Below are 21,701 nucleotides of genomic sequence, written 5' to 3'. Positions count from 1 at the left end.
TTATAAAAAAGCGGCGCACTTATTACAGTGCGCCGCTTTTTATTATCGAGTTGGCAACGAAATTAGTTGTTGCTGTGTAGCTCGCTGTTTAGCTCAATCGCTGTTTTGTTGGTTAAACATTCGATTTGGCCCGTCATTGAGTTACGACGGAACAGTAGATCTGGCTTACCAGCAAGATCGCGTGCTTTAACCACTTCTACAGGTTTACCGTTAGCATCAAGCATTTGTACTTTAGAGCCCGCTGTTACGTATAGACCTGATTCGATAGTACAACGATCGCCCATTGGGAAACCAAGACCAGCGTTCGCACCTAGTAGGCTGTTTTCACCGATAGAAACCACTACTTTACCGCCGCCAGAAAGCGTACCCATGATAGATGCACCACCACCGATATCAGAACCATCACCGACAACAACACCAGCAGAGATACGACCTTCAACCATGCTCACACCTGTTGTACCTGCGTTGAAGTTGATGAAACCTTCGTGCATAACTGTTGTGCCTTCACCAACATGTGCACCAAGACGAACGCGAGAAGTATCAGCAATACGAACACCTGTTGGTACCACGTAATCGACCATTTTAGGGAACTTGTCTACACAGTCGACAGTGATTATTTCACCGTTTAGACGTGCATCCATTTGACGCTCAGCAAGCTCTGGCAGATCGATAGGACCTTTGTTCGTCCATGCGATGTTGTGTAGTAGGCCGAAGATACCATCAAGCACCACACCATGAGGCTTAACTAAACGGTGAGAGATAAGTTGTAGTTTTAGGAAACCTTCTGCAACAGAGGTTGGTGCGATGTCAGTTTTTAGCATCACCATTACAAGTGGCTGTGATGATAGCGTTGCTTTTGCTGCAAATTGTGCGCTGACTTCATCGTTAGCATCTTCAAATGCAGAAGCGATAGCGGCACATTGCTCTGGTGTTACTTCAATCGCTTGGTTACCACCACGGTAATCAACGATAGCTGCGATGCTTTTTACTAGATCTTCTGATGGATGTAGCGTTGGGGTAGGGAAAAACGCTTCAATGATTTTTCCATCACGGTTTTTAGTGGCTGTACCTAGGGCAAGTGAAAAGCTAGACATTATTACCTGTTCTCCATTACAAAAATGCGATGTTGAATACACCTTACATTGAGGTGGAACATCAAGATGAGCCCGACAGGTTATTACAAGCGCAATAACTCTCGGTTAATGAAACCATCATAAAGAGAGTTTTAAAGATATAGAAGAGTGGAACGAAGAATCAGAGCAAAATGATGGATTATTCACGGAAATATTGCCTGAATGGATTGAAATAGTGCGAATACACGGAGCAATTTGCTGTGAGTAACTCAGTGATAAATAAAATAGAAAAATATCGAGGTATAAAAAAACCTCCACAGAGGAGGTTTTTTGACAGCGAACGGGATAATTAAAAAATTATGCTGCGTCTTCTTGCGCTTCGTCATCAGCGACTAGCTCAGGCTTCGCTGGCTTTTTTTTCGCTGCAGGTTTTGCTTTTTTTGCGCCTAATGCGACTAATACTTCTTCACGCTTTTGCGCTAAGAACATTGATAGTTCTTCTTGCTTGGCTTCATCTTCGAATAGCTCACTTTCACTCAGTAAAGCAAACATATCATCCGCCATATCTAGCATTTTGTCGTATGCGTCGGCTTCGGATTTAGAGGTGAAAGTCATCTTTTCTTCTCCGTTACGCTCAACTACATATTTGACGATAACAGCCATGGTCATCCTCTCCCAAATTGATTTACTGGCTGTTTATACAGTAGCATACTGGCTTCGTCCAGTGCTAAGCGTGTTAATGTGATGACAAGAGAAAAATTTAACCAGATTTACACTCGTGCTGCAGAAAGAAAGGGTGGTGATATCGCATTAGAGCAGCGATTATCGACCCCACTTAGTTGCACAGAATTACAACAAATTACCGACGATCGTTGGCTTGCATGTTTAACCCAGAAGATCTTTCAGTGTGGGATCCGTTGGCAAGTTGTACGCAATAAATGGGAAGGGTTTGAAAAGGTCTTCTTTGGCTTTGATATCGAGAAAATGGGCTTGATGCCTGAAGAAATGTGGGAGCGTAAAGCCCAAGATCCTGAGATCATTCGTGACTTAAAGAAGGTAATGACCATCCCTGATAATGCCAACATGATCCATCGTGCCGCTATTGAATATGGCTCATTTGCCAATATGGTGGCCGAATGGCCTGAGCAAGATATCGTAGGCTTATGGCTGTATTTAAAGAAACACGGCAAACGTCTAGGCGGAAAAACAGGTGCTTACAGTTTACGTGCAATGGGCAAAGACAGCTTTTTGTTTACTAAAGATGTAGAAAGTTATTTGCGTCATACAGGCATTGTGGATGGTGGGCGAGATACATTGAAGTCATGGCGCAATGCGCAACATGCATTTAATGATTGGCAACAAGAATCAGGCCGATCCCTTACTGAGATCAGCCAAATCATTGCTTATAGTGTGGGTGATAATCGTGTTTAACCAGCTTTTTAAGGCGTGTTATGGCGATTAATCAAATGTCCATTGCTGGCTAAATTGAATAAAGGATTCTAGCAATGGGCTTTGGTATTTTTCTTTATGGAAAATCAGCCAGTATTGGCGTCGCATATCTAATGGCATTGGCAGTAATACAATGCGTTTTTCTTCGACAGCATGCATGGCTGCTCGTTGTGAAATACAGGTGATCCCAAGCCCAGCGGAAACACTATTGATGATTGCTTCTGTAGTATTAAGCTCAAAAGCAGGTGTCCAGTGCTCTAAACGTGGCGCTAAGCGATTTAAGAAAAATTCACGTGTACCTGAGCCTGACTCACGCAGTACCCATTCGGAATCTTCCAGATCAGATAAACGCAATTCTTCAATTTGTGCCAGTGGATGTTCTGGGTGACAAGCCACCACCATATTATCTTCAAGCCAAGGTTGTACCATCAGATCTGGATGTTGCACTTTACCTTCAACAAAGCCCACATCTAATTCAAATTCACTGAGCTTTTGACACACATGGGCTGTGTTTGAAATGAACAGTTTTTGGTGTTGATGCTGGGTATGAGCTCGGAAGTCTCGGATCAAAAATGGGGTGAGCTGGTTACCAACGGTATCGCTGGATCCAATCTTTAATTCACCCGCAATGATATCGTCTTGATCAAACAATTTTTCGATGGTGTTAGAACGCGCTAGTAATTCATCAGCTAACGGCAGTAGTTTCTTACCTTGTTCATTGATCAGTAAGCGGTTGTTGTTGCGATCAAACAGTTTATGATCAAGTTGCTTTTCTAGCTCAGATAAAGCCATGCTTACTGCTGGCTTGGATAGGAATAATTTTTCAGCTGCGGCGGTAATGGTACGTTCTTGAGCTACGGTGACGAAAACTTTCAATTGTTTTAGCGCTATATTCATAACTATCCTTTGTTGAAAACTCATTGTGCAAGGTCGTTATTTATCATCAACGACGGTAAAATCTCGCCTCTAAAATTTTAGTTCAGTTTAACTTAACATGCAGTTAAATATATTCAGATATTATAAAACAATCAAGCTGGATATACTTGCTACATCAAAAAGACACAGACAATTCGCTAAGAGCTATCAGATAAAGGCGGAGAGAGAACATGATTAAGACGACGAAAAGAAAAGTAGCTGGTGCACCAACACCAATGGCAGGTTTAGCACTGGGTATTGGTAGTGTTTTATGGTGCTGGGAAAATGGTGCAACACTGCATGGTTACGCTCAAATGACAGGTGCGGTTATTGCGGCATTGATGCTACTTGTTCTAATTACAAAATTTATATTCCATCCAAAATTATTATGGGGTGATTTATCTCACCATGTAGTAGGTAGTGTTGTTCCTACCTTTGCGATGGCATTAATGGTGGTATCAAAAGCTGTCGGTTTATATGTATCAGCGCAAGCCGGTGCTTATATTTGGTTATTTGCGGTAATTTTACACGTTATTTTCTTAACACTATTTATTTACCACCGTGCATGTGACTTCCATCTTCACCACATGGTACCAAGTTGGTTCGTACCGCCAATCGGTATTATTGTTGCTGATGTGTCGTTCCCTGGTATTGCAGAGTTACACCCATTAGCAAACGTATTGTTAATCTTTGGCATGTTGTCATACGCAGTAATGCTTCCAATGATGATTTACCGCTTTATGTTCCGTGATGAAGTGCCAGATGCTGCAAAACCAACTATTGCGATTATGGCAGCACCAGCAAGTCTATCATTAGCTGGCTACTTAACAGTGACTGCAAATCCATCACCAGTAGTGGTTGCATTACTAGCAGGTATTGCAGTGTTGATGACTGCGGTTATTTACTTAGCGTTCTTCCGCTTATTACGCTTAGAGTTCAGCCCAGGTTACGCAGCCTTTACGTTCCCAATGGCAATTGGTGCAACAGCATTATTTAAGACTGCTGCGTGGATGAAAAATTACGGCTTTGATGCTCATTATGTTGCGCAAGTACACGGTTTAGCAACCATCGAGCTTTATGTTGCAAGTATTATCATTGGCTATGTAGCAATTCGTTATTTAGCATTTTACCGTCCATTCAGTGGACTATTTAAAAGCAGTAAACACTGTCCACAAAATATCTGATAGCGATGGTAGGTAGGCAGGTAAGTTAAGGATATTTGCCTACTCTATTACCGATATTTTGTGTGTTGCCCGATCTAGGAGATCGGGCTTTTTTGTTTTAGGGCTAAGACGATATTTTAATATTTCCGCCTGTATGTATTTACAGTGTTCAATTCATAGTAGACAATTTAGTTATTCATCACCTGCTGTGAGATACCTAAGTGTTTACTGTCTACCATTCAAATCAACTCGACCTGCTAAAATCTTTGCTGGTGGAGCTTATTCGGCTGCAACCGTTAGCCAATCCATTTGAAAAAGAACAAATTCTGGTGCAAAGTCCTGGGATGTCGCAGTGGCTAAAAATGGAGCTGGCGAAATCATTAGGTGTTGCAGCCAATATTGATTTTCCACTGCCTGCGACCTTTATTTGGAAGATGTTTACCCAAGTATTGGCGGATGTACCAGAGCGTAGTGCATTTAACAAAGAAGCGATGACGTGGAAGTTAATGCAAGTGCTGCCAGCACAGTTTGACCAACCAGAATTCGAAGCGCTACAGCGTTATTTAGACGGTGATGACGACAACCTAAAGTGCTATCAATTAGCCGAAAAGATTGCCGATATTTTTGACCAATACTTAGTATATCGCCCGGAGTGGATTCAACAGTGGGAAGCGGGTGAAACGGTCGCTGAATTAGAAGGTGAACACCCTTGGCAGCCGATTTTATGGCAAGCACTGTACGATCAAACCTTGGCATTAGGGCAATCGCCTTATCATCGTGCCAACTTGTACGAACACTTTATTGAAACACTACAAAACTACAACGCATCACAAGGTAAAGAAGCATTAATTGCAGCAGGTTTACCGCAGCGTTTGTTTGTGTTTGGTATTTCATCATTGCCTCCACGTTATTTAGATGCACTTGCCGCCATTGGTGAGCATATTGACGTGCATTTAATGTTTACCAACCCTTGTCGTTATTACTGGGGAGATATTCGCGATCGTAAACATCTCGCCCGATTAGCAGCCAGCAAGCGTGTAAAACTACATAACATTGATACCGAGCAGGACATCTCAGCAACGATTGATGTCTTAAAAGATAGCGATGAAAATCACTATGACGATGATATGCAAAATGGCATGGTGGGCAATAGCTTACTAGCATCAATGGGTAAGCTTGGTCGCGATAACATGTACTTGTTATCAGAGATGCAAGTGAACGAAGTAGATGCGGGCTTTGTTGATATTGAATCGGATAACTTATTACATGCGATTCAAGCTGACATTTTAAACTTGGTAGATCGCCAAGATGATACCTTGCTTGAATCTAGCGAGCATAAATTCCCCATTGCTGCAGATGATAACTCACTCTCTATTCATGCCTGTCATAGCCCAATGCGTGAAGTGGAAGTGCTACACGACAAGCTGTTAGCCATGTTTGAGGCAAACCCTGATCTTAAGCCGCGCGACATTATCGTGATGGTGGCAGATATCAATGCTTACAGCCCTGCGATCCAAGCGGTATTTGGTAATGCGCCGGGTAACCGCTACATCCCATTCTCTATTTCTGACCGAACCGCAGAGCAAGAAAACCCAATCTTGCTGGCTTTTTTACGTCTATTAACTCTACCAGATAGTCGCTGTCATGCATCAGAATTGCTAGAGCTATTAGAAGTGCCAGCAGTGATGAATAAGTTTGGTTTTGATAGCCAAAGCTTTGAGAAAGTAAAACAGTGGATCGAAGAAGCAGGGGTACGTTGGGGCTTAGATCAGCATACATCGAGTCAATTTGATCTTCCTGAGCAGATGCAAAACACTTGGCTGTTTGGTATTCAGCGGATGTTACTGGGTTATGCCATGCCGCATGATACGGGCTTGTTTGAAGGCATTTCTGCTTACGATCAAGTGCAGGGTATTGATGCAGAATTAGCAGGTCAGTTGGCTGGTTTTATTGATTGCTTAATTAGTTATCGTGAAGTGCTAGCTGAGCCGCACACAGTCGCAGGTTGGTCAGACATATTGAATCAACTATTGGATGATTTCTTTGCGGTCGAGCTTGAAGGTGAATTAGTTCTGAAATCGATCCGCGATAACGTGCGTCGCTTACAAGAGCAGCTTTCAGATGCAGGATATCAAACTGATATTACGCCAGCGGTGTTAACCCAATACTTGCGAGATAAGTTATCGGGCGAGCGAGTTAGCCAACGTTTCCTTGCTGGACAAGTTAACTTCTGTACCTTGATGCCAATGCGTTCGATCCCCTTTGATGTGGTGTGCTTGCTTGGCATGAATGATGGTGCTTACCCTCGAAATATTGCCCCTGAAGGGTTTGATTTAATGAATGGTCGCACTAAAGCTGGCGATCGTTCCCGTCGTGATGATGATCGTTACCTATTCTTAGAAGCACTGCTTTCAGCACAGCAAACCTTGTATATCAGCTATGTTGGACGCTCAATTCAAGATAACGCTGAGAAGATAGCTTCAGTCTTGGTCAGTGAGCTGGTGGAATACTGCCAGCAAGGTTACTGCCTTGAAGGTGATGAGCCATTAGCGGTTGATGAATCAGCAGAAAATATTAAACAAAAACTGATTGAGCACCATCCATTAGTGCCTTTTAGCCCAAGTGCCTTTACTGGCGAGAAAGGCAGTTATGCCATTGAATGGTTACCTGCAGCAGCCCGTGAAGGACAAGCGAGTCAGCCATTCCAACTTGGTGAATTACCACCAGAGCCAATTGCAGACGATCAGCAACAAGTGTTAGAGCTTGCCGAGCTACAACGTTTTTGGCGCTTACCGGTACGTTATTTCTTTAACCGCCGTTTGAAAGTTTACTTCGAGCCACCAATGGGCTTGCTTGAAGATGATGAGCCATTTGTGCTTAATCAGCTAGAAAGCTATCACATCAAAAATGATTTGTTAGGTTTGTTACTCGATGCCAAGATGACGAACCAAGATCCTGATCAGATCTTTAGTCATTTTGCACAAGAGCAAAAAGCGGCAGGTCGATTACCGGTAGCGGCATTTGGTGAAATTGACTTAGATGCTAGCCGTACTTCTGTTGGGGAGTTGGTCGATAAGATCGAGCCTTTGGTGCATGCGCCATTAGCAGATCAAGAGGTGGGCATTCGCTTTGATGTTAATGGTCATCCTGTTTTACTGCAAGGTTGGTTAAAGCAGCGTTATCAATCAGGTCTAATGCGTTTTAGAAGCGGTAAAGTGCGCTCGGTGGATTTACTGGCGGCTTGGTGTGATCACCTGTGTTTAGCCATTAGCCAACCTCAAGCGATGCAAAAAACACATCTGATTGGCACCGATAAATACCTTATTCTGCATCCTATTGATGCCGCAACGGCTAAACGTTACCTACAAGAATTAATCGAGCTTTACTATCAAGGTTTAAACCAGCCATTGGCGTATTTCCCGAAAACGGCACATGCCGGCATTCAAGCTTGTGTTGATAAACAAGGTAATTGGAAAGATGACGAACTGACGATTGAAAAAGCTTACGACAAGATGGCGGGTTGTTTTAACGATGGTTATCTTTTTGCTGGTGAAGGTGCTGATGAGTACATCAATCGCGTGTGGACACATTGGAATGATGAGCTTGCGCAAACCAGTTATGTATTGGCATTGAAAGTGTTACAAGCGGCAGTGCTAAGCAGTGAAGAAGTGAAGCAGGAATAGAGAGAGTAGTGTGGCCGCCAGCAAATCATTATTAATTGTAGGGTGTTCGCTGTACGGCCACCGGTCCAGAGGTGACCAAGTTTCTGGCGCAGATACTAACTAACCGCTGTAAGACAAACCGTGAGTAAGCTCTCACAATATTAGAATAAAACAGGATTTGATCGTTTAATCTTCGCTTATAAGTGTTTGATCACATTAGTGATGTGAGCAAGATCACCTTGAAATAACAATGATCATTTTAGCGTTCAAATTTGATGATATGGGACAAGTAAAATCATGACGGCACAAACGCAGACCAACATTTTGCAGCCAATGGCGTTCCCACTGCATGGCACCCGTTTAATTGAAGCCTCCGCGGGTACAGGTAAAACTTTCACCATTGCCAGTTTATACCTTCGTTTATTGTTAGGTCATGGCTGCGCACAAACACGCCACGCTACAGAGCTTACGGTTGATCAGATCCTCGTGGTGACCTTTACTGAAGCAGCAACCGCTGAACTACGTGATCGTATTCGCGCACGTATCCATGATGCACGACTCGCTTTTAGCCGAGGTGTTAGTAATGATCCTGTTATTGAGCCGTTGTTATCTGAATACCCAGATCACAAAGCGGCGGCGAATATTCTATTGCAGGCAGAGCGCCAAATGGATGAAGCGGCGATTTATACCATTCATGGTTTTTGTCAGCGTATGTTGACCCAAAATGCGTTTGAATCAGGCTGTCGTTTCAACAATGAATTTGTTACCGATGAAAGCCAGCTTAAAAGCTTGGTGGTAGCCGATTATTGGCGAAGCCATTTCTATCAATTACCTCGCTCGCTGGCATCACAAATTCGTGATTTATGGTCATCGCCAGCAGCCTTATTAAAAGATATCGGTAATAGCTTAACCGGTGCGCCAGTCAAATTATCTGTCTCAGCCATGACGGCGGATTTAGAACAGTTACATCAACAGAATCTTGAGCGTATTAATGACTTTAAGACGTTGTGGAAAGAACACTTTGCTGATTTAGAAGCGTTAATTGCCAACTCTGACGTTAATAAGCGTAGCTATACCAAAAAGAGCTTACCCACTTGGCTGGCACAGGTGAATGAGTGGGCCAATGCAGCCACCGATAGCTATGAGCTACCTGATAAATTAGATAAGTTTTCACAGAAAGTTCTCATCGATAAAACCCCGAAAGGTGAAGCACCGCAACATAGTGTGTTTGTGGTTATCGATGACTTGATTGATAACCCTGCGACGTTGCGGGATCCATTATTAGCTCATGCGATTGAACGCTGTCGTACACTGCTCGCCCAAGCTAAAGCACATAAAGGCTGGTTATCGTTTGACGATCTTCTTACTCAGTTAGGTACAGCGATCGAGCATGATCAAGATGATCTGCTGGCAAGTAAGATCCGCAGTCAATATCCGGTTGCGATGATCGATGAATTCCAAGATACCGACCCATTACAGTACGGTATTTTTAGCGCTGTTTATAAAGATCATCCTGAGTGTGGTTTATTTATGATCGGTGATCCGAAGCAGGCGATTTATGCTTTCCGCGGCGCTGATATTTTTACCTATATTCAAGCTCGTCGACAGGTACAAGATCATTACACGCTAGGCACAAACTGGCGTTCGACTGCCGATATGATTGCCTCTGTGAATAGTGTTTTTGCCCATCCAAATAGTCCGTTTATTTACGATCAAGACATTACCTTTGAACCTGTTGGTCATAGCCCTAAAGCGCCAGAGCGAAGCTGGTGGCTCAATGGCGAAAAACAGCATGCGTTAACTTTCTGGCTGCAAGATAGCGATGAGGGTAAACCTGTTACCAAAGGTGAATATGAGTCTACCATGGCGCAGGCAACCGCAGCGCAAATTCAGCATATTCTTGAGCGCTCACAACAAGGGCAAGGCTACTTTTTAGATAAAGAAGGTGGTGAGGCTAAAGCTGTGAAAGCGGGTGATATTGCGGTACTGGTGCGCACTGGTCGTGAAGGCAAGTTAGTGCGAGAAGCCCTAGCACGCCAAGGCATTGCCAGTGTGTATTTATCGAATCGTGATAGCGTGTTTTCAACCGCAGAAGCGGCAGATGTTCAACGTTTACTGCAAGCAGTATTAACTCCTGAAGATGATCGCGCACTGCGAGCAGCACTAGCGTCTGGTTTATTTGCGTTAACGGCGATTGAGCTTGATACCCTTAATAACGATGAGAACGAATGGGAAATTGCGGTAAATAGCTTTAAACAATATCGTCAGCAATGGCAAAAGCGCGGTGTGATGCCGATGCTGCGCAGCGTAATGGCGAAAAATAATATCGCTGAGCGTTTGTTAGTTGAAGAAGGCGGTGAGCGTCGTTTAACGGATTTACTGCATATTGGTGAATTGCTGCAAGAAGCCAGTCAAACCTTAGATAGTGATTACGCATTGCTACGTTGGCTCGCTGAAAATGTGGCAGAGCCAAACGGTAATTCTGATGAGCAAATTTTACGTTTGGAATCAGAGCGTAACTTGGTGCAAATCGTCACAATCCATAAATCAAAAGGCTTGGAATACGATCTGGTGTTTATGCCATTTGTGTGTAGCTTCCGTGCTGTTGATAGCAAAGGCGAAGTGAAGTATCACGATGATGCCGAGAATGTCACGATTTTAGATATCACCAAGCATGAAGATTCGATTGCAAAAGCAGATCAAGAACGCTTAGCCGAAGACTTACGTTTGATTTACGTTGCCCTAACCCGTGCGGTGTACGGTTGTTTTGTAGGTATGGCACCAGTTCGAAATGGTCGTAGCACCAAAGAGCCAACGGGACTGCATAAATCAGCCATGGGTTATTTAATCCAAAATGGCGAAGAGTGTGGTGTCGCAGCATTAGAGCTTGCACTGGCGAAGTTATCTGAAACTCAACCAACTATCACGATTGCAGAGCCGCCTGTGCTCCCTGAAGATAAATGGGAGGCACTGGATGAGCAAAGCCAAACATTAACCCGTCGTGAGTTTGAACGTCAGATTGAACGTAACTGGTGGATGACCAGTTATTCCAACTTGGTAAAACAAGGGCATCAAGCACACCATGACAGCAGCTTAGATCTGCCGGGTTTTGATATTGATTCGGTCCAAACGGATGCGCTGCAAAATGACGGTGCAGAAAGCCCTGATGCTGAGGTTGAGTTAGAGCCTGAATACTCCATTTATACTTTCCCTCGTGGTGCACGCCCGGGTACGTTTTTGCATACCGTGTTTGAAGAAATTGAATTTACCCGTCCAGTTGATAGCCCAGAAACGGTCGCTAAATTAACCGAGTTGCTTGAGCTGGAGCATTATGAATTGGCGTGGCTACCTGTATTGCAGCAGCTAATTCAAGATGTGCTCAATTGTGCGCTTGATGGTGAGCAATTGTTGCTGGCAGAAAAAACGCCACAACAACGCTTAACGGAAATGGAGTTTTTGTTGCCGATTGAAATGCTGCAATCACCATTACTAAACAAAGTGATCGCGAAACATGATTCCATTTCTGCCAAAGCGGGCGAGTTAGGGTTTAGCTCGGTTAGTGGGATGCTAAAAGGCTTTATCGACTTGGTGTTTGAGCATCAAGGCAAATACTACGTGCTTGACTGGAAATCGAATTATCTGGGTGATGATCCGCAAGTCTATCGTGGCGAACAGTTAGTGGAAGCTATGCGTGATCATCGCTACGACTTGCAGTACCAAATTTATGCATTAGCGCTGCAACGTTTTTTACGTAGCCGTATTCCTAATTATGATTACGACACCCATTTCGGTGGCGTGTATTACTTGTTCTTACGTGGTATTCAGGCTGGTAGCGACAGTGGTATTTTCCATGCGAAACCATCGCAAGCACTATTAGATGAACTGGATTTATTAATTGATGGAGCATTACCTCATGCTTAAACGACTACAAGCGTTAACTAAACAAGGTGTGTTACGTCAGCTTGATTACCAGTTCGCCAAATTTGTAGCGCAACATAGCCCTGCTGAACAAGCTGATTTAGCGGCATTGGTGGCAGCAATTGCTAGTAACGAGCTAGGTAAAGGGCACGTGTGTGTGATGCTAGATAAGATCACACCACAACGCTTATTGGGCTTACCATCTCGTGTGGCGGTTGAGCTTTTAGATGGCATACCAGAGCCCGCTTTATGGGCGGAATTACTTACCCAATTTACTGTTGTTTCGACAGTAAAAGCCGGCAATGTTGAAGCTACGCCTTTAGTGATTGAGCATGGTCGTTTGTACTTAAGCCGTTATTGGCAATTTGAACAAACGGTTGCCGCTAAGATTTTATCGATGGCAAAAAATGCAGATAATCAACAGCAGATATTTAATGCTGAGCAACTGACTGAGATGCATCAAGCGTTAGATAATTTGTTCCCTGTCTCTTATGGTTATCTATTTGAAGCGTTGTCCAACGTTGATACACCACAAGCACGTCAAACGCTTGTCTGTGACATGCTTGATATTGTTAAACCTGAATCGCTTGATTGGGCGAATATTGACACTGTTTTAAGTACGGCAAAACAACAAACTGATTTAGCGCAGCTTGATGGCTTGATCTCATTAGATGTGTGTTTGAATTGGCAGAAAGTGGCTGCAGCCGTGGCGTTAACTCGACAATTTGCGGTGATTTCAGGTGGCCCGGGTACAGGTAAAACTACCACGGTAGCAAAACTGTTAGCGGCACTGGTGATGCAAGCAGGTGATGAGCATATCCCTAATATCATGCTGGTAGCACCAACCGGTAAAGCTGCGGCACGACTGACAGAATCGATTAGTTCGGCGGTTAAATCATTGCCTATCGATAAGTCGGTAAAAGAGCGTATTCCAACTCAGTCGAGCACGATTCACCGCCTATTAGGGGCGATTCCGGGGCGGGTTGAGTTTCGTCATCATAAAGAAAATCCACTGCACCTTGATGTGCTGGTGGTAGATGAAGCTTCAATGGTCGATTTACCCATGATGGCGCGTTTATTAGATGCAATGCCAGCTGGCGCAAAACTGATTTTATTAGGTGATAGAGATCAGTTGGCATCAGTGGAAGCAGGTGCAGTGTTAGGTGATATCTGCTCATTTGCAAACCAAGGCTATAGTGGTTCACAAGGTCAGGTATTAAGCCAATTAACAGGCTATGACTTACATAGCACTTCGTTAGATTTAAGCTTGGTGGCAGATTGTTTATGTATGCTACAAAAGAGTTATCGCTTCCATTCCCAATCTGGTATTGGTCAATTAGCGAAGGCAATCAATAGTGGCCGTCCTGCGCTGGTCGATAAAGTATGGCAGCAAGGCTTTAAAGATATCCATCACTATTCGTTATCCACTGAAAGTTATCAGTCGATGATCAATCAGGTGACGACTTTCTATTTTGATTATTTAGATGCGATTGCTGAGCAACGAGAGCCCAAAGTGGTATTAGATGCGTTTGCCAACGTGCGTTTACTGTGTGCATTACGTGAAGGTGATTTTGGTGTCGCTGGCTTAAATTACCGAATTGAAAAAGAGTTAACACATCGCGGTAAGATCAATCCGGGGGATGATACTTGGTATCAAGGTCGTCCGATTATGATCACTCGTAATGATCACGCTGTCGGTTTGTATAACGGTGATATTGGTATCACCATGTTAGAGCCTGAAACGGAAGCGGTAGATGGTGTACGCCGTTTAAAAGTGTATTTTGAAATGCCCGATGGCACGATCCGTGGTTTCTTACCAAGCCGTATTCCTGAGCATGAAGTGGTGTTTGCAATGACGATCCACAAATCGCAAGGTTCGGAATTTGCTGATACCGTGATGGTGTTGCCACACGATTTTACGCCAATTTTAACCCGAGAGCTGATTTACACCGGTATTACCCGTGCAAAAGCAAGACTGTATTTGTATGCGCAACCTGATGTGATTCGTCGCAGCGTGCAAGTGCGTACTGAACGTGCCAGTGGATTATCTGAGTTATTGGTTTAACGTGATTGTTGCGAGTTAGAAAACAAAAAACGCCAGCATTGATGCTGGCGTTGTTCTTAGGTGCTATCGGCCTTACTTGAACATATCTAGTAGCAAGTAGCTGACGGGATCGGCTGGACACTCGTAAGGACCACATTCAACGAAAGTTGAAATTACGTTGATAAGTACTGTAGCGATAGCCAATACACAAACAAATTTACCAAATTTATTCATTTGGTAGTTTTCGCTTGTCCAGTTTTTATTCCATAGCATCAATAGTAATGCGACACCTGCAATCGTCATTCCAAAGATCACGAATGACCATGTGTAGTAGTGCATACCTAAAATAGGGCTACCAAAACCAGGCGTACCAGGGATCACGTGTAGCGATACTTGGCGAAGCGCGGTCGCTGCGCCAAATAACGCACCAACAAGGATGACACCGTAGTGACGTTGCTGTGTGCCGTAAACCACGTTTAGCATGAAGCCAAACATGACCATCACAAAGCCAAGGCGCTGTAGTAGGCACAATGGGCAAGGTAATTCATTCCAAGCAACTTGTAATACGGAACCCATCAGTAGTACAAAAGTAATGCCTAGTAGACCTAGTGTGTTGAGCAAGGTTACGTGTTTATTATTCATTCTTTATCGCCCGTTATAACAAAATGGATAGGGTGTCGGTTGCGTGGTGATTAAACCAGTACAGACCCAGAACGACAGAGATTGCGAAAAACGCATAACCCATGCTTTTTTTACCAATGAACGCCGTGACCATGGCGATCAAAAGTAATAAGAAAATTAAACTCATCATAAGCTGCTTTACCTTTGCTTTATACTTTCTGTAATAATTATGTGTTGAGCGGTTGTTCTATAAGTTATAGAAGCGGGAAAGTATATTGCCAACAATGACTGGTTTGTTAATTTATTGTCATTTATTTGAGTTTTGTTATTAGGATCTTTGATCTTCTTTGGTAATTGTATAGTGCTTTTTTCGCCATAGGCAGCCTTTCTACATCACATTCAGAGAACCCTTGCTCTCTGAACCAGTGTAAGCTTCTGGTGGTTAGCACAAATAAATGATCAAGTTCTTGTTGGCGGGCTTGTAGGCAGAGCTCATTGAGTAACAGTACGCCACGGTTGCCATCTCTATAGTCAGGATGGATCGCAACACAAGCCATTTCTGCCATTTTCTCGTCGGGGAAGGGGTAGAGGGCGGCACAACCAATGATTAAGTTATCACGTTCAATGATGGTGAATTGGGTGATCTCTTGCTCGAGTTGTTCTCGTGAACGTCGAACTAAGATGCCATCTTGCTCAAGAGGCTGAATTAAATCAAGAATACCACCTATGTCGTTAATATTGGCGCGACGGACTTTTTCGGCACTTTCCATCACGATTTGGGTGCCAATACCATCAACAGAAAATAGCTCTTGAATCAGTGAACCATCTTCTTTGTAACTGACTAAATGACTACGAGGCACGCCTGCTCGACATGCGCTGATGGCACCACGAAGAAAGCGTCCTGTACCACAATCTTGGGCTCGTTCGTTAATCAGATTTTGCAAGATTTCATCTGCTTCATTGGGTAATAGTTCGGAGAGCACTTCGTTATTGTCACCGAGCACACCCAGCTCAGAGCAAAAGCCAATCAACTTGTCAGCCTTTAAGCGAATCGCCACTTGTGTCGCAACCTCCTCTGAGGTGAGGTTAAAACATTCACCTGTTACCGAACTGGCTATTGGGCCAAGTAAAACAATGGAGCCTTGCTCAAGCTGACGCTTAATTGCATCCGTATCAATCCGACGTATTTTTCCACTGTGGCAGTAATCAACACCCTCATCAACCCCTAAAGGCTGAGCAATAATAAAGTTGCCACTAATGATATTAATTTGAGCACCAGCCATTGGCGTATTGTGCAGCCCCATTGAAAAACGCGCAGTAATGTCCAGTTGAAGCTGTCCTGCGGCTTGTTTGGCAATTTCTAGTGAACGTTCATCGGTAATACGGATCCCTTTATGATAGGGAGAGTAACAATCTTGCTCTGCAAGCAATGCATTTATTTGTGGGCGAGCACCATAGACAATCACGATCTGAATGCCTAGGCTATTTAGTAAGGCGATGTCGTTGACGATATTACTGAAGTTGGGATCAGCAAAGGCTTCACCGCCTACCATGATCACCATGGTTTTCCCAACATGGGCATTTAAATAAGGGGCTGACTGTCTAAATCCTTTGACTAGCGCTGTACTACGTCTTTTCACTATCTGACATCCATGTACAAAAAAGTTATATGGATAAAGTAAATTAATTTGTCAATTTGTACAGCCTTAAAGTGATAGTATTTACCAAGATGTTACGTTGGTAATTAGGTGTTTACATTGAGATGTCATACTTAATCTAACTATAAGTTTATTCTGGAGATGAAGATTGGATAAAGCCCAATTATCACAAGATAATGTGATGGCTCAGCCGACCAAGCGTTCGCATGTCATTATGCTGCTTTGTTTATTAATCGGTGGGTTAGTGCTAGCTGGGGTGTTTATATCTAAACATTCATTATCGAATCTATTTCAGCCCACTTCATCGGTTGGGATATATGGTTATTGGCAAGAGCAGGATGTCGCAAAATATGCTGCTGATAGTTTCGAAGTCGGCCCTTTAGGGATTTATCATCAAAACCGTTTAGTGACGACGACGTATGAATGGGACGGGCAAACGCTCAGCTATCGTTTAGGCGGGGAGCTATACAGCTATATTTATGTAAAAAACACGTTTATCCGTCAGCAACCCGCGCACTATATTTCTACGTTTTTGCGCACACCCCTACCATTAAATCAGTTTTAATAGCTCGTGAATGGAACTTTGCTTAATAGCTATTTGTCTCATGAGTTCAGCCGTCTGTGGTGTACCACCAAGGCAGTGCTGAATAACGTTATTGATTTGTTGTTGAGGAACCCCCTCGCTGGTTAAATTTCGTATCCATTGATATTCAATAGCATTGGGATCTAACAAAGTATCTTTGCCAACTTTAAGTGGTACTTGCATCTCTTTATGTCCTTATGAGTGCGATTTTTTTATTCTAAATTTGTAAGTTGTGTATTTTTTGTGACGCTTTTATTAAATCTGTTGAGTGTGACAAAAATATGACACTTATTGAATTATAAATAAAATAAATACCCGCCTTATTTACATGGAAATGCAAACACTTCAATGACATTTAGATACAAATATGGCTTAAGATTATGACGTTATATGGCTTGGGGTTTGTTACTATTGCCGTTATAAACGCATATTAATCGTGTTGGTTATATTGCTTTTTTAAATTTTTATAGGCTTATCTATCGTGTTACGTAAAGCAACAATCGCTCTTATTCTATTTGGCTTGGCAGGTTGTGCATCGGATGATGCAGTGAAATCTAATGAACAAGCTGAAATTCAAAAAAATCCACTTGCGCAGCAATATCTTGGTAATTACTTCTCTCATGTATTAAATCGTGTCTCAACGATTAAATCAGATAAGCCTCGTGATTACACTACGTTTGCACCGCAAGCTGAAATGGTTGTAACGCGCTCACCATCGATGGCGCGTAAATATGGCCCGTTATACAAGCAATTAGAAAAGTGGATCAGTGCTGGTGGTGATCCAAGTAAACTGGCTAGCTACGGTATTGAAGCGGCACAAATGGGTGGTGGTGATAACCGTGGTAATGTGATGTTCACAGGTTACTATTCACCTGTAATTGAACTTCGTCATACACCAAATGCAGAGTTCCGTTACCCAGTATACGCAATGCCTAAGTGCCATGGCCGTTGCCCATCTCGCGCGGAAATTTATAACGGTGCGTTAAAAGGTCAGGGCTTAGAGCTAGGTTACAGTAAATCTATGCTAGATATCTTCATGATGGAAGTACAAGGCAGTGGTTTTGTGCATTATGAAGATAACGATCAATTAGAGTACTTTGGTTACAATGGCAAAAATGGTCACCGTTATGTGAGTATTGGTCGTGTACTGATTGATCGCGGTGAAGTGCCTAAAGAAAAAATGTCACTAAAAGCGATCCAAGAATGGGTATCAACACACAGTGAATCACAAGTACGTGAATTACTAGAACAAAACCCATCGTTTGTTTTCTTTAAGCCACATAAGAGCTTAGATGTAAAAGGTAGCGCTGGTATTCCACTGCTAGCAAATGCCGCGGTTGCAGCTGATCGTAAGTACATTCCAATGGGCTCTGCGCTACTTGCTGAAGTACCTGAGCTTGATGCACAAGGTAACTGGACTGGTAAACACGTTTTACGTTTGTTACTAGCGTTAGATACTGGTGGTGCTGTGAAGAAAAACCACCTCGATCTTTACCATGGTATGGGTAAACAAGCGGGTGTAGATGCTGGTCACTATAAGCATTTTGGCCGTGTATGGCGCTTAGGTTTAAAAGGGACTGCAACTCAAGACCCTTGGCTTAAGCCATAGTTCTGTATTGTTAGAAAGCATTACCCGCAAACTTGAGTGATGCTAACAACTGGACAATCTTATTAAGAGTGCGTATAAAAACGCACTCTTTCTTTATCTATCCATCATCTCTGTGAAGAAGTACTATGCGCGAACTTGATACCCCAGCATCTGATAGCTACAACCAACGTTTTGGCGGCACTCGTCGTTTATACGGCAACAGCGAAGTCGAGATCCTTCGTGCAGCACACGTGTGTGTGATCGGTATTGGTGGTGTAGGTTCATGGGCAGCAGAAGCGTTGGCGCGTTCAGGTATTGGTGAGCTGACGTTGATTGATATGGATGACGTATGTGTGACTAACATTAACCGTCAGATCCATGCTATGACTGGCACGGTAGGTAAGAGCAAAATCGAAGTGATGGCAGAGCGCATTCAACTGATCAATCCTGAGTGTAAGGTCAATTTAATTGATGATTTCATCACTCCTGATAATCAAGCCGAATACCTATCAAAAGACTTTGATTACGTGTTGGATGCGATTGATAGCATGAAGCCAAAAGCGGCACTGCTGTCTTACTGTAAAAGTAATAAAATTAAAGTGATCACCACAGGTGGTGCCGGTGGTCAGATGGATCCGACTCAAATTCAAATCGCAGATTTAACCAAAACGATTCAAGATCCGTTAGCGAAGAAATTACGTGATACGCTGCGTCGTCATCATAACTTCCCGAAAAATCCAAAACGTAAGTTTGGTATTGATTGCGTATTTTCAACTGAGCAATTGAAGTACCCACAAGCTGATGGTTCGGTATGTGCTGTGAAAGCAACCGCAGAAGGGCCAAAGCGTATGGATTGTGCAAGCGGTTTTGGTGCAGCAACGGTAGTTACTGCAACCTTTGGTTTTGTTGCGGTATCGCAGATCTTACGTAAGCTGATTGAGAAACATAAAAAGTAATGTTTTGGCTTAATAGAGACGGCGTCTAAAAGTTTCAAATAGCAAAAAGCGGATCATCAGATCCGCTTTTTTGTTTTTGTATTTAGCTTGCTGTCATTTGCTTATAGCAATTAAGCCACTGAGTTAGCTAATTGCTTAATTTGTTCAACAATAGCTTTTAAGCCGTTACCACGAGAAGGACTTAAGTGAGCAATTAAGCCTAGCGAGTCAAAGTAACCATCGATATCAAACTCACGGATCTCAGTGTTTGTTTTACCATGATAAGCGGCTAGTACCAGTGTTATTAAGCCACGCACAATTCGCGCATCAGAATCGGCTTGAAAATAAAAATGATCATCAACTTGCTGGTGGCGAAGCCATACTTGTGATTCACAACCACTGACTTTCAATTGCTCATCTTTATCTGCTTCTGCCATTACAGGCAATTTCTTACCTAATTGGATCACAGTACGGTAGCGATCTTCCCAGCCAGAAGCTGTTTGCATTTGAGCCACGATATCAGCCGTTGTAATGTCGGTGCCGAAAGGGTGAGAAGGAAGCGTAAGTTCAGCCATAATGTTCAATCCAGATAACGCATTAAAGTAAGTCACAAGCTTTGTGTAGTGCTGTAATGAAGCGCTCTACATCTTGCTCGGTATTATAAAGGGCTAATGATACTCGTAATGTCCCTGTTAAGCCTAGCGCATCAAGCATAGGGTGAGCACAATGATGCCCTGCACGTAGCGCAATATTTTGCTGATCAAGCAAGGTCGCAATATCTTGATGATGGACACCATCGACGACAAAAGAGAATAAGCTGGCCTCTGGCTGTAAGCCAATAATACGCAGATCATCAATGTCTTTAATGCCATCAATGGCTTGTTGGCGAAGCTTGGCAATGTGGTGCTCCGCACCTTTTCTATCTAATTGATTTAGCCAGTTAATCGCAGCGGCTAAAGCGAGACTTCCTGCGACATTGGGTGTACCTGCTTCAAATTTTCCTGGTAGCGCGGCGAAAGTGGTGCCGTCAAAAGAGACTTTCTCCACCATTTTCCCGCCACCGTGCCAAGGCGGCATGGCTTCAAGTAAGGCTTGTTTACCATAAAGCACGCCGATACCCGCTGGCGCATAAATTTTGTGGCCAGAGAAAACATAGAAATCTGCATCTAGCGATTGCACATCCACGTTTTCATGGGCAATCCCTTGAGCGCCGTCAATCACAGCAATGGCATTGTGCTGATGGGCAGCATTGATAATGTCTTCAATGGAGTTACGTGTGCCAGTGACATTGGTAATGTGCGCGACAGCAACTATCTTGGTGTTAGCAGAAAGCAGTGTATAGAACGCACCCATATCTAAGGTGCAGTCAGCACGCATTGGGATTTTCACCACTCGAGCGCCTGTTTCTGCTGCAATCATCTGCCAAGGCACGATGTTAGCGTGGTGCTCTAGCTCACTGACAAGGATTTCATCACCGGCTTGCAGGTTTGCTCGACCGTAAGTTTGAGCAATTAAATTTAATGCTTCAGTGGCACCACGGGTCCAAATAATTTCTTTACTGCTTGCAGCACCAATAAAGTCTTTAACCGTTTCACGGGCTTGTTCAAATCGTAATGTGGCGTTCGCCGTTAAGCTGTGGCTGCCTCGATGTACATTGGCATTGTAACCACGGTAATACTCAGTAAGGGTATCGATCACAACTGCTGGCTTTTGTGCGGTCGCTGCACTATCTAAATACACAGGAGGTAGCTCACCGTCAGCCTGTTGCAATGCTGGAAATTGAGCCAAAATGGTTGAGATATCGAATTGAGTCGTCATGGTCGTTCACATTACTGAGATTTGAACAGCGGATCATGCTAAGAAATGGGCTTCAGAGCAAGTGATGATGGTTTTTAATTGATAAAAAAATAGCACTGCGTTGGGGCGCAGTGCTAACAATAGCTTTGACAGGAAAGTCAAAAATACAGGAAGTAAAGGATGGAAATTCCATCCATCCGGAATGATCCGGACAATATGCAAACACAACATGCAATGTTGATAAGCTGGTTAGCCAGAGGGCAAAAAAACAGATGGTTAACTCAACATTGCGGAA

Annotated in this window: 17 protein-coding genes; 8 read left to right on the top strand and 9 right to left on the bottom strand. The window is 43.4% G+C overall.

Annotated elements, in window-relative coordinates; all coding sequences use genetic code 11:
* Positions 1-62: 62 nt before the first annotated feature.
* Positions 63-1,094 carry a 2,3,4,5-tetrahydropyridine-2,6-dicarboxylate N-succinyltransferase gene (dapD, locus tag E5A76_RS08290; RefSeq protein ID WP_161118623.1) on the bottom strand — a complete coding sequence of 344 codons (1,032 nt, stop codon included), beginning with the start codon at positions 1,092-1,094 and terminating at the stop codon, positions 63-65.
* A 336-nt stretch (positions 1,095-1,430) separates the two neighbouring features.
* Positions 1,431-1,736, bottom strand: a complete 306-nt coding sequence (locus tag E5A76_RS08285; protein ID WP_107167227.1) for a YebG family protein — start codon at positions 1,734-1,736, stop codon at positions 1,431-1,433.
* 81 nt (positions 1,737-1,817) lie between these two features.
* Between E5A76_RS08285 and E5A76_RS08280 the strand changes: the two genes are divergently transcribed.
* Complete coding sequence (locus E5A76_RS08280; protein ID WP_161118622.1) at positions 1,818-2,504, top strand: DNA-3-methyladenine glycosylase I; 687 nt, start codon at positions 1,818-1,820, stop codon at positions 2,502-2,504.
* Between the two features lie 27 nt (positions 2,505-2,531).
* On the opposite strand, the gene E5A76_RS08275 is transcribed toward E5A76_RS08280, so the two are convergent.
* Entirely contained in the window at positions 2,532-3,419 is an 888-nt protein-coding gene (locus E5A76_RS08275; RefSeq protein ID WP_161118621.1) for a LysR substrate-binding domain-containing protein, read from the bottom strand.
* 209 nt (positions 3,420-3,628) lie between these two features.
* Here E5A76_RS08275 and E5A76_RS08270 point away from each other — a divergent pair, with 209 nt between their 5' ends.
* The 4 genes from E5A76_RS08270 to recD all read left to right on the top strand — a co-directional run bounded on the left by E5A76_RS08270 (position 3,629) and on the right by recD (position 14,245).
* Complete coding sequence (locus E5A76_RS08270) at positions 3,629-4,621, top strand: TDT family transporter (protein WP_161118620.1); 993 nt, start codon at positions 3,629-3,631, stop codon at positions 4,619-4,621.
* A 200-nt stretch (positions 4,622-4,821) separates the two neighbouring features.
* Positions 4,822-8,283, top strand: coding sequence for an exodeoxyribonuclease V subunit gamma (recC, locus tag E5A76_RS08265; RefSeq protein ID WP_161118619.1), 3,462 nt, complete (start codon positions 4,822-4,824; stop codon positions 8,281-8,283).
* 276 nt (positions 8,284-8,559) lie between these two features.
* Positions 8,560-12,183, top strand: coding sequence for an exodeoxyribonuclease V subunit beta (gene recB / locus E5A76_RS08260; protein WP_161118618.1), 3,624 nt, complete (start codon positions 8,560-8,562; stop codon positions 12,181-12,183).
* On the top strand, positions 12,176-14,245 hold the full coding sequence (gene recD / locus E5A76_RS08255) for an exodeoxyribonuclease V subunit alpha (protein WP_161118617.1): 2,070 nt from the start codon (positions 12,176-12,178) through the stop codon (positions 14,243-14,245). The genes recB and recD overlap by 8 nt, the downstream gene beginning before the upstream one ends.
* 72 nt (positions 14,246-14,317) lie before the next feature.
* Here the strand turns inward: recD and E5A76_RS08250 are convergent, their stop codons facing one another.
* From E5A76_RS08250 to argA, 3 genes are all read right to left on the bottom strand, one after another.
* Positions 14,318-14,866 (bottom strand): disulfide bond formation protein B, encoded by a 549-nt coding sequence (locus E5A76_RS08250; protein ID WP_161118616.1) that lies wholly within the window; start codon positions 14,864-14,866, stop codon positions 14,318-14,320.
* 13 nt (positions 14,867-14,879) lie between these two features.
* Positions 14,880-15,035: a DUF5993 family protein gene (locus tag E5A76_RS20370; protein ID WP_045065873.1), complete on the bottom strand. Its 156-nt coding sequence runs from the start codon at positions 15,033-15,035 to the stop codon at positions 14,880-14,882.
* A 121-nt stretch (positions 15,036-15,156) separates the two neighbouring features.
* A complete protein-coding gene (gene argA, locus E5A76_RS08245) occupies positions 15,157-16,485 on the bottom strand; it encodes an amino-acid N-acetyltransferase (RefSeq protein WP_161118615.1) in 1,329 nt (442 codons plus the stop codon).
* A 166-nt stretch (positions 16,486-16,651) separates the two neighbouring features.
* Between argA and E5A76_RS08240 the strand changes: the two genes are divergently transcribed.
* Entirely contained in the window at positions 16,652-17,068 is a 417-nt protein-coding gene (locus tag E5A76_RS08240; RefSeq protein ID WP_187695592.1) for a DUF2850 domain-containing protein, read from the top strand.
* On the opposite strand, the gene E5A76_RS08235 is transcribed toward E5A76_RS08240, so the two are convergent.
* Complete coding sequence (locus E5A76_RS08235) at positions 17,054-17,269, bottom strand: hypothetical protein (protein WP_053989509.1); 216 nt, start codon at positions 17,267-17,269, stop codon at positions 17,054-17,056. The two genes, E5A76_RS08240 and E5A76_RS08235, sit on opposite strands and share 15 nt — an antisense overlap.
* 298 nt (positions 17,270-17,567) lie before the next feature.
* Between E5A76_RS08235 and mltA the strand changes: the two genes are divergently transcribed.
* Positions 17,568-18,695: a murein transglycosylase A gene (gene mltA, locus E5A76_RS08230; RefSeq protein WP_161118614.1), complete on the top strand. Its 1,128-nt coding sequence runs from the start codon at positions 17,568-17,570 to the stop codon at positions 18,693-18,695.
* 125 nt (positions 18,696-18,820) lie between these two features.
* A complete protein-coding gene (gene tcdA / locus E5A76_RS08225) occupies positions 18,821-19,630 on the top strand; it encodes a tRNA cyclic N6-threonylcarbamoyladenosine(37) synthase TcdA (RefSeq protein WP_023933432.1) in 810 nt (269 codons plus the stop codon).
* A 110-nt stretch (positions 19,631-19,740) separates the two neighbouring features.
* Here the strand turns inward: tcdA and csdE are convergent, their stop codons facing one another.
* Together csdE and csdA are read right to left on the bottom strand one after the other, a co-directional pair.
* Positions 19,741-20,184 (bottom strand): cysteine desulfurase sulfur acceptor subunit CsdE, encoded by a 444-nt coding sequence (csdE, locus tag E5A76_RS08220; RefSeq protein ID WP_161118613.1) that lies wholly within the window; start codon positions 20,182-20,184, stop codon positions 19,741-19,743.
* 22 nt (positions 20,185-20,206) lie between these two features.
* Positions 20,207-21,427 carry a cysteine desulfurase CsdA gene (gene csdA / locus E5A76_RS08215; RefSeq protein WP_161118612.1) on the bottom strand — a complete coding sequence of 407 codons (1,221 nt, stop codon included), beginning with the start codon at positions 21,425-21,427 and terminating at the stop codon, positions 20,207-20,209.
* Positions 21,428-21,701: the final 274 nt, after the last annotated feature.

Origin of the sequence: Photobacterium lucens, assembly GCF_009873615.1 — a bacterium.
Taxonomy (GTDB): domain Bacteria; phylum Pseudomonadota; class Gammaproteobacteria; order Enterobacterales; family Vibrionaceae; genus Photobacterium; species Photobacterium lucens.
This window is presented reverse-complemented; position numbering and strand designations above follow the sequence as displayed.

What these genes read in the sequence shown, in the direction of transcription:
- dapD (WP_161118623.1), bottom strand. Translation starts at nt 1,094, where the DNA reads ATGTCTAGCTTTTCACTTGCCCTAGGTACAGCCACTAAAAACCGTGAT.
- E5A76_RS08285 (WP_107167227.1), bottom strand. Translation starts at nt 1,736, where the DNA reads ATGGCTGTTATCGTCAAATATGTAGTTGAGCGTAACGGAGAAGAAAAG.
- E5A76_RS08280 (WP_161118622.1), top strand. Translation starts at nt 1,818, where the DNA reads ATGACAAGAGAAAAATTTAACCAGATTTACACTCGTGCTGCAGAAAGA.
- E5A76_RS08275 (WP_161118621.1), bottom strand. Translation starts at nt 3,419, where the DNA reads ATGAATATAGCGCTAAAACAATTGAAAGTTTTCGTCACCGTAGCTCAA.
- E5A76_RS08270 (WP_161118620.1), top strand. Translation starts at nt 3,629, where the DNA reads ATGATTAAGACGACGAAAAGAAAAGTAGCTGGTGCACCAACACCAATG.
- recB (WP_161118618.1), top strand. Translation starts at nt 8,560, where the DNA reads ATGACGGCACAAACGCAGACCAACATTTTGCAGCCAATGGCGTTCCCA.
- recD (WP_161118617.1), top strand. Translation starts at nt 12,176, where the DNA reads ATGCTTAAACGACTACAAGCGTTAACTAAACAAGGTGTGTTACGTCAG.
- E5A76_RS08250 (WP_161118616.1), bottom strand. Translation starts at nt 14,866, where the DNA reads ATGAATAATAAACACGTAACCTTGCTCAACACACTAGGTCTACTAGGC.
- E5A76_RS20370 (WP_045065873.1), bottom strand. Translation starts at nt 15,035, where the DNA reads ATGATGAGTTTAATTTTCTTATTACTTTTGATCGCCATGGTCACGGCG.
- E5A76_RS08235 (WP_053989509.1), bottom strand. Translation starts at nt 17,269, where the DNA reads ATGCAAGTACCACTTAAAGTTGGCAAAGATACTTTGTTAGATCCCAAT.
- tcdA (WP_023933432.1), top strand. Translation starts at nt 18,821, where the DNA reads ATGCGCGAACTTGATACCCCAGCATCTGATAGCTACAACCAACGTTTT.
- csdE (WP_161118613.1), bottom strand. Translation starts at nt 20,184, where the DNA reads ATGGCTGAACTTACGCTTCCTTCTCACCCTTTCGGCACCGACATTACA.
- csdA (WP_161118612.1), bottom strand. Translation starts at nt 21,427, where the DNA reads ATGACGACTCAATTCGATATCTCAACCATTTTGGCTCAATTTCCAGCA.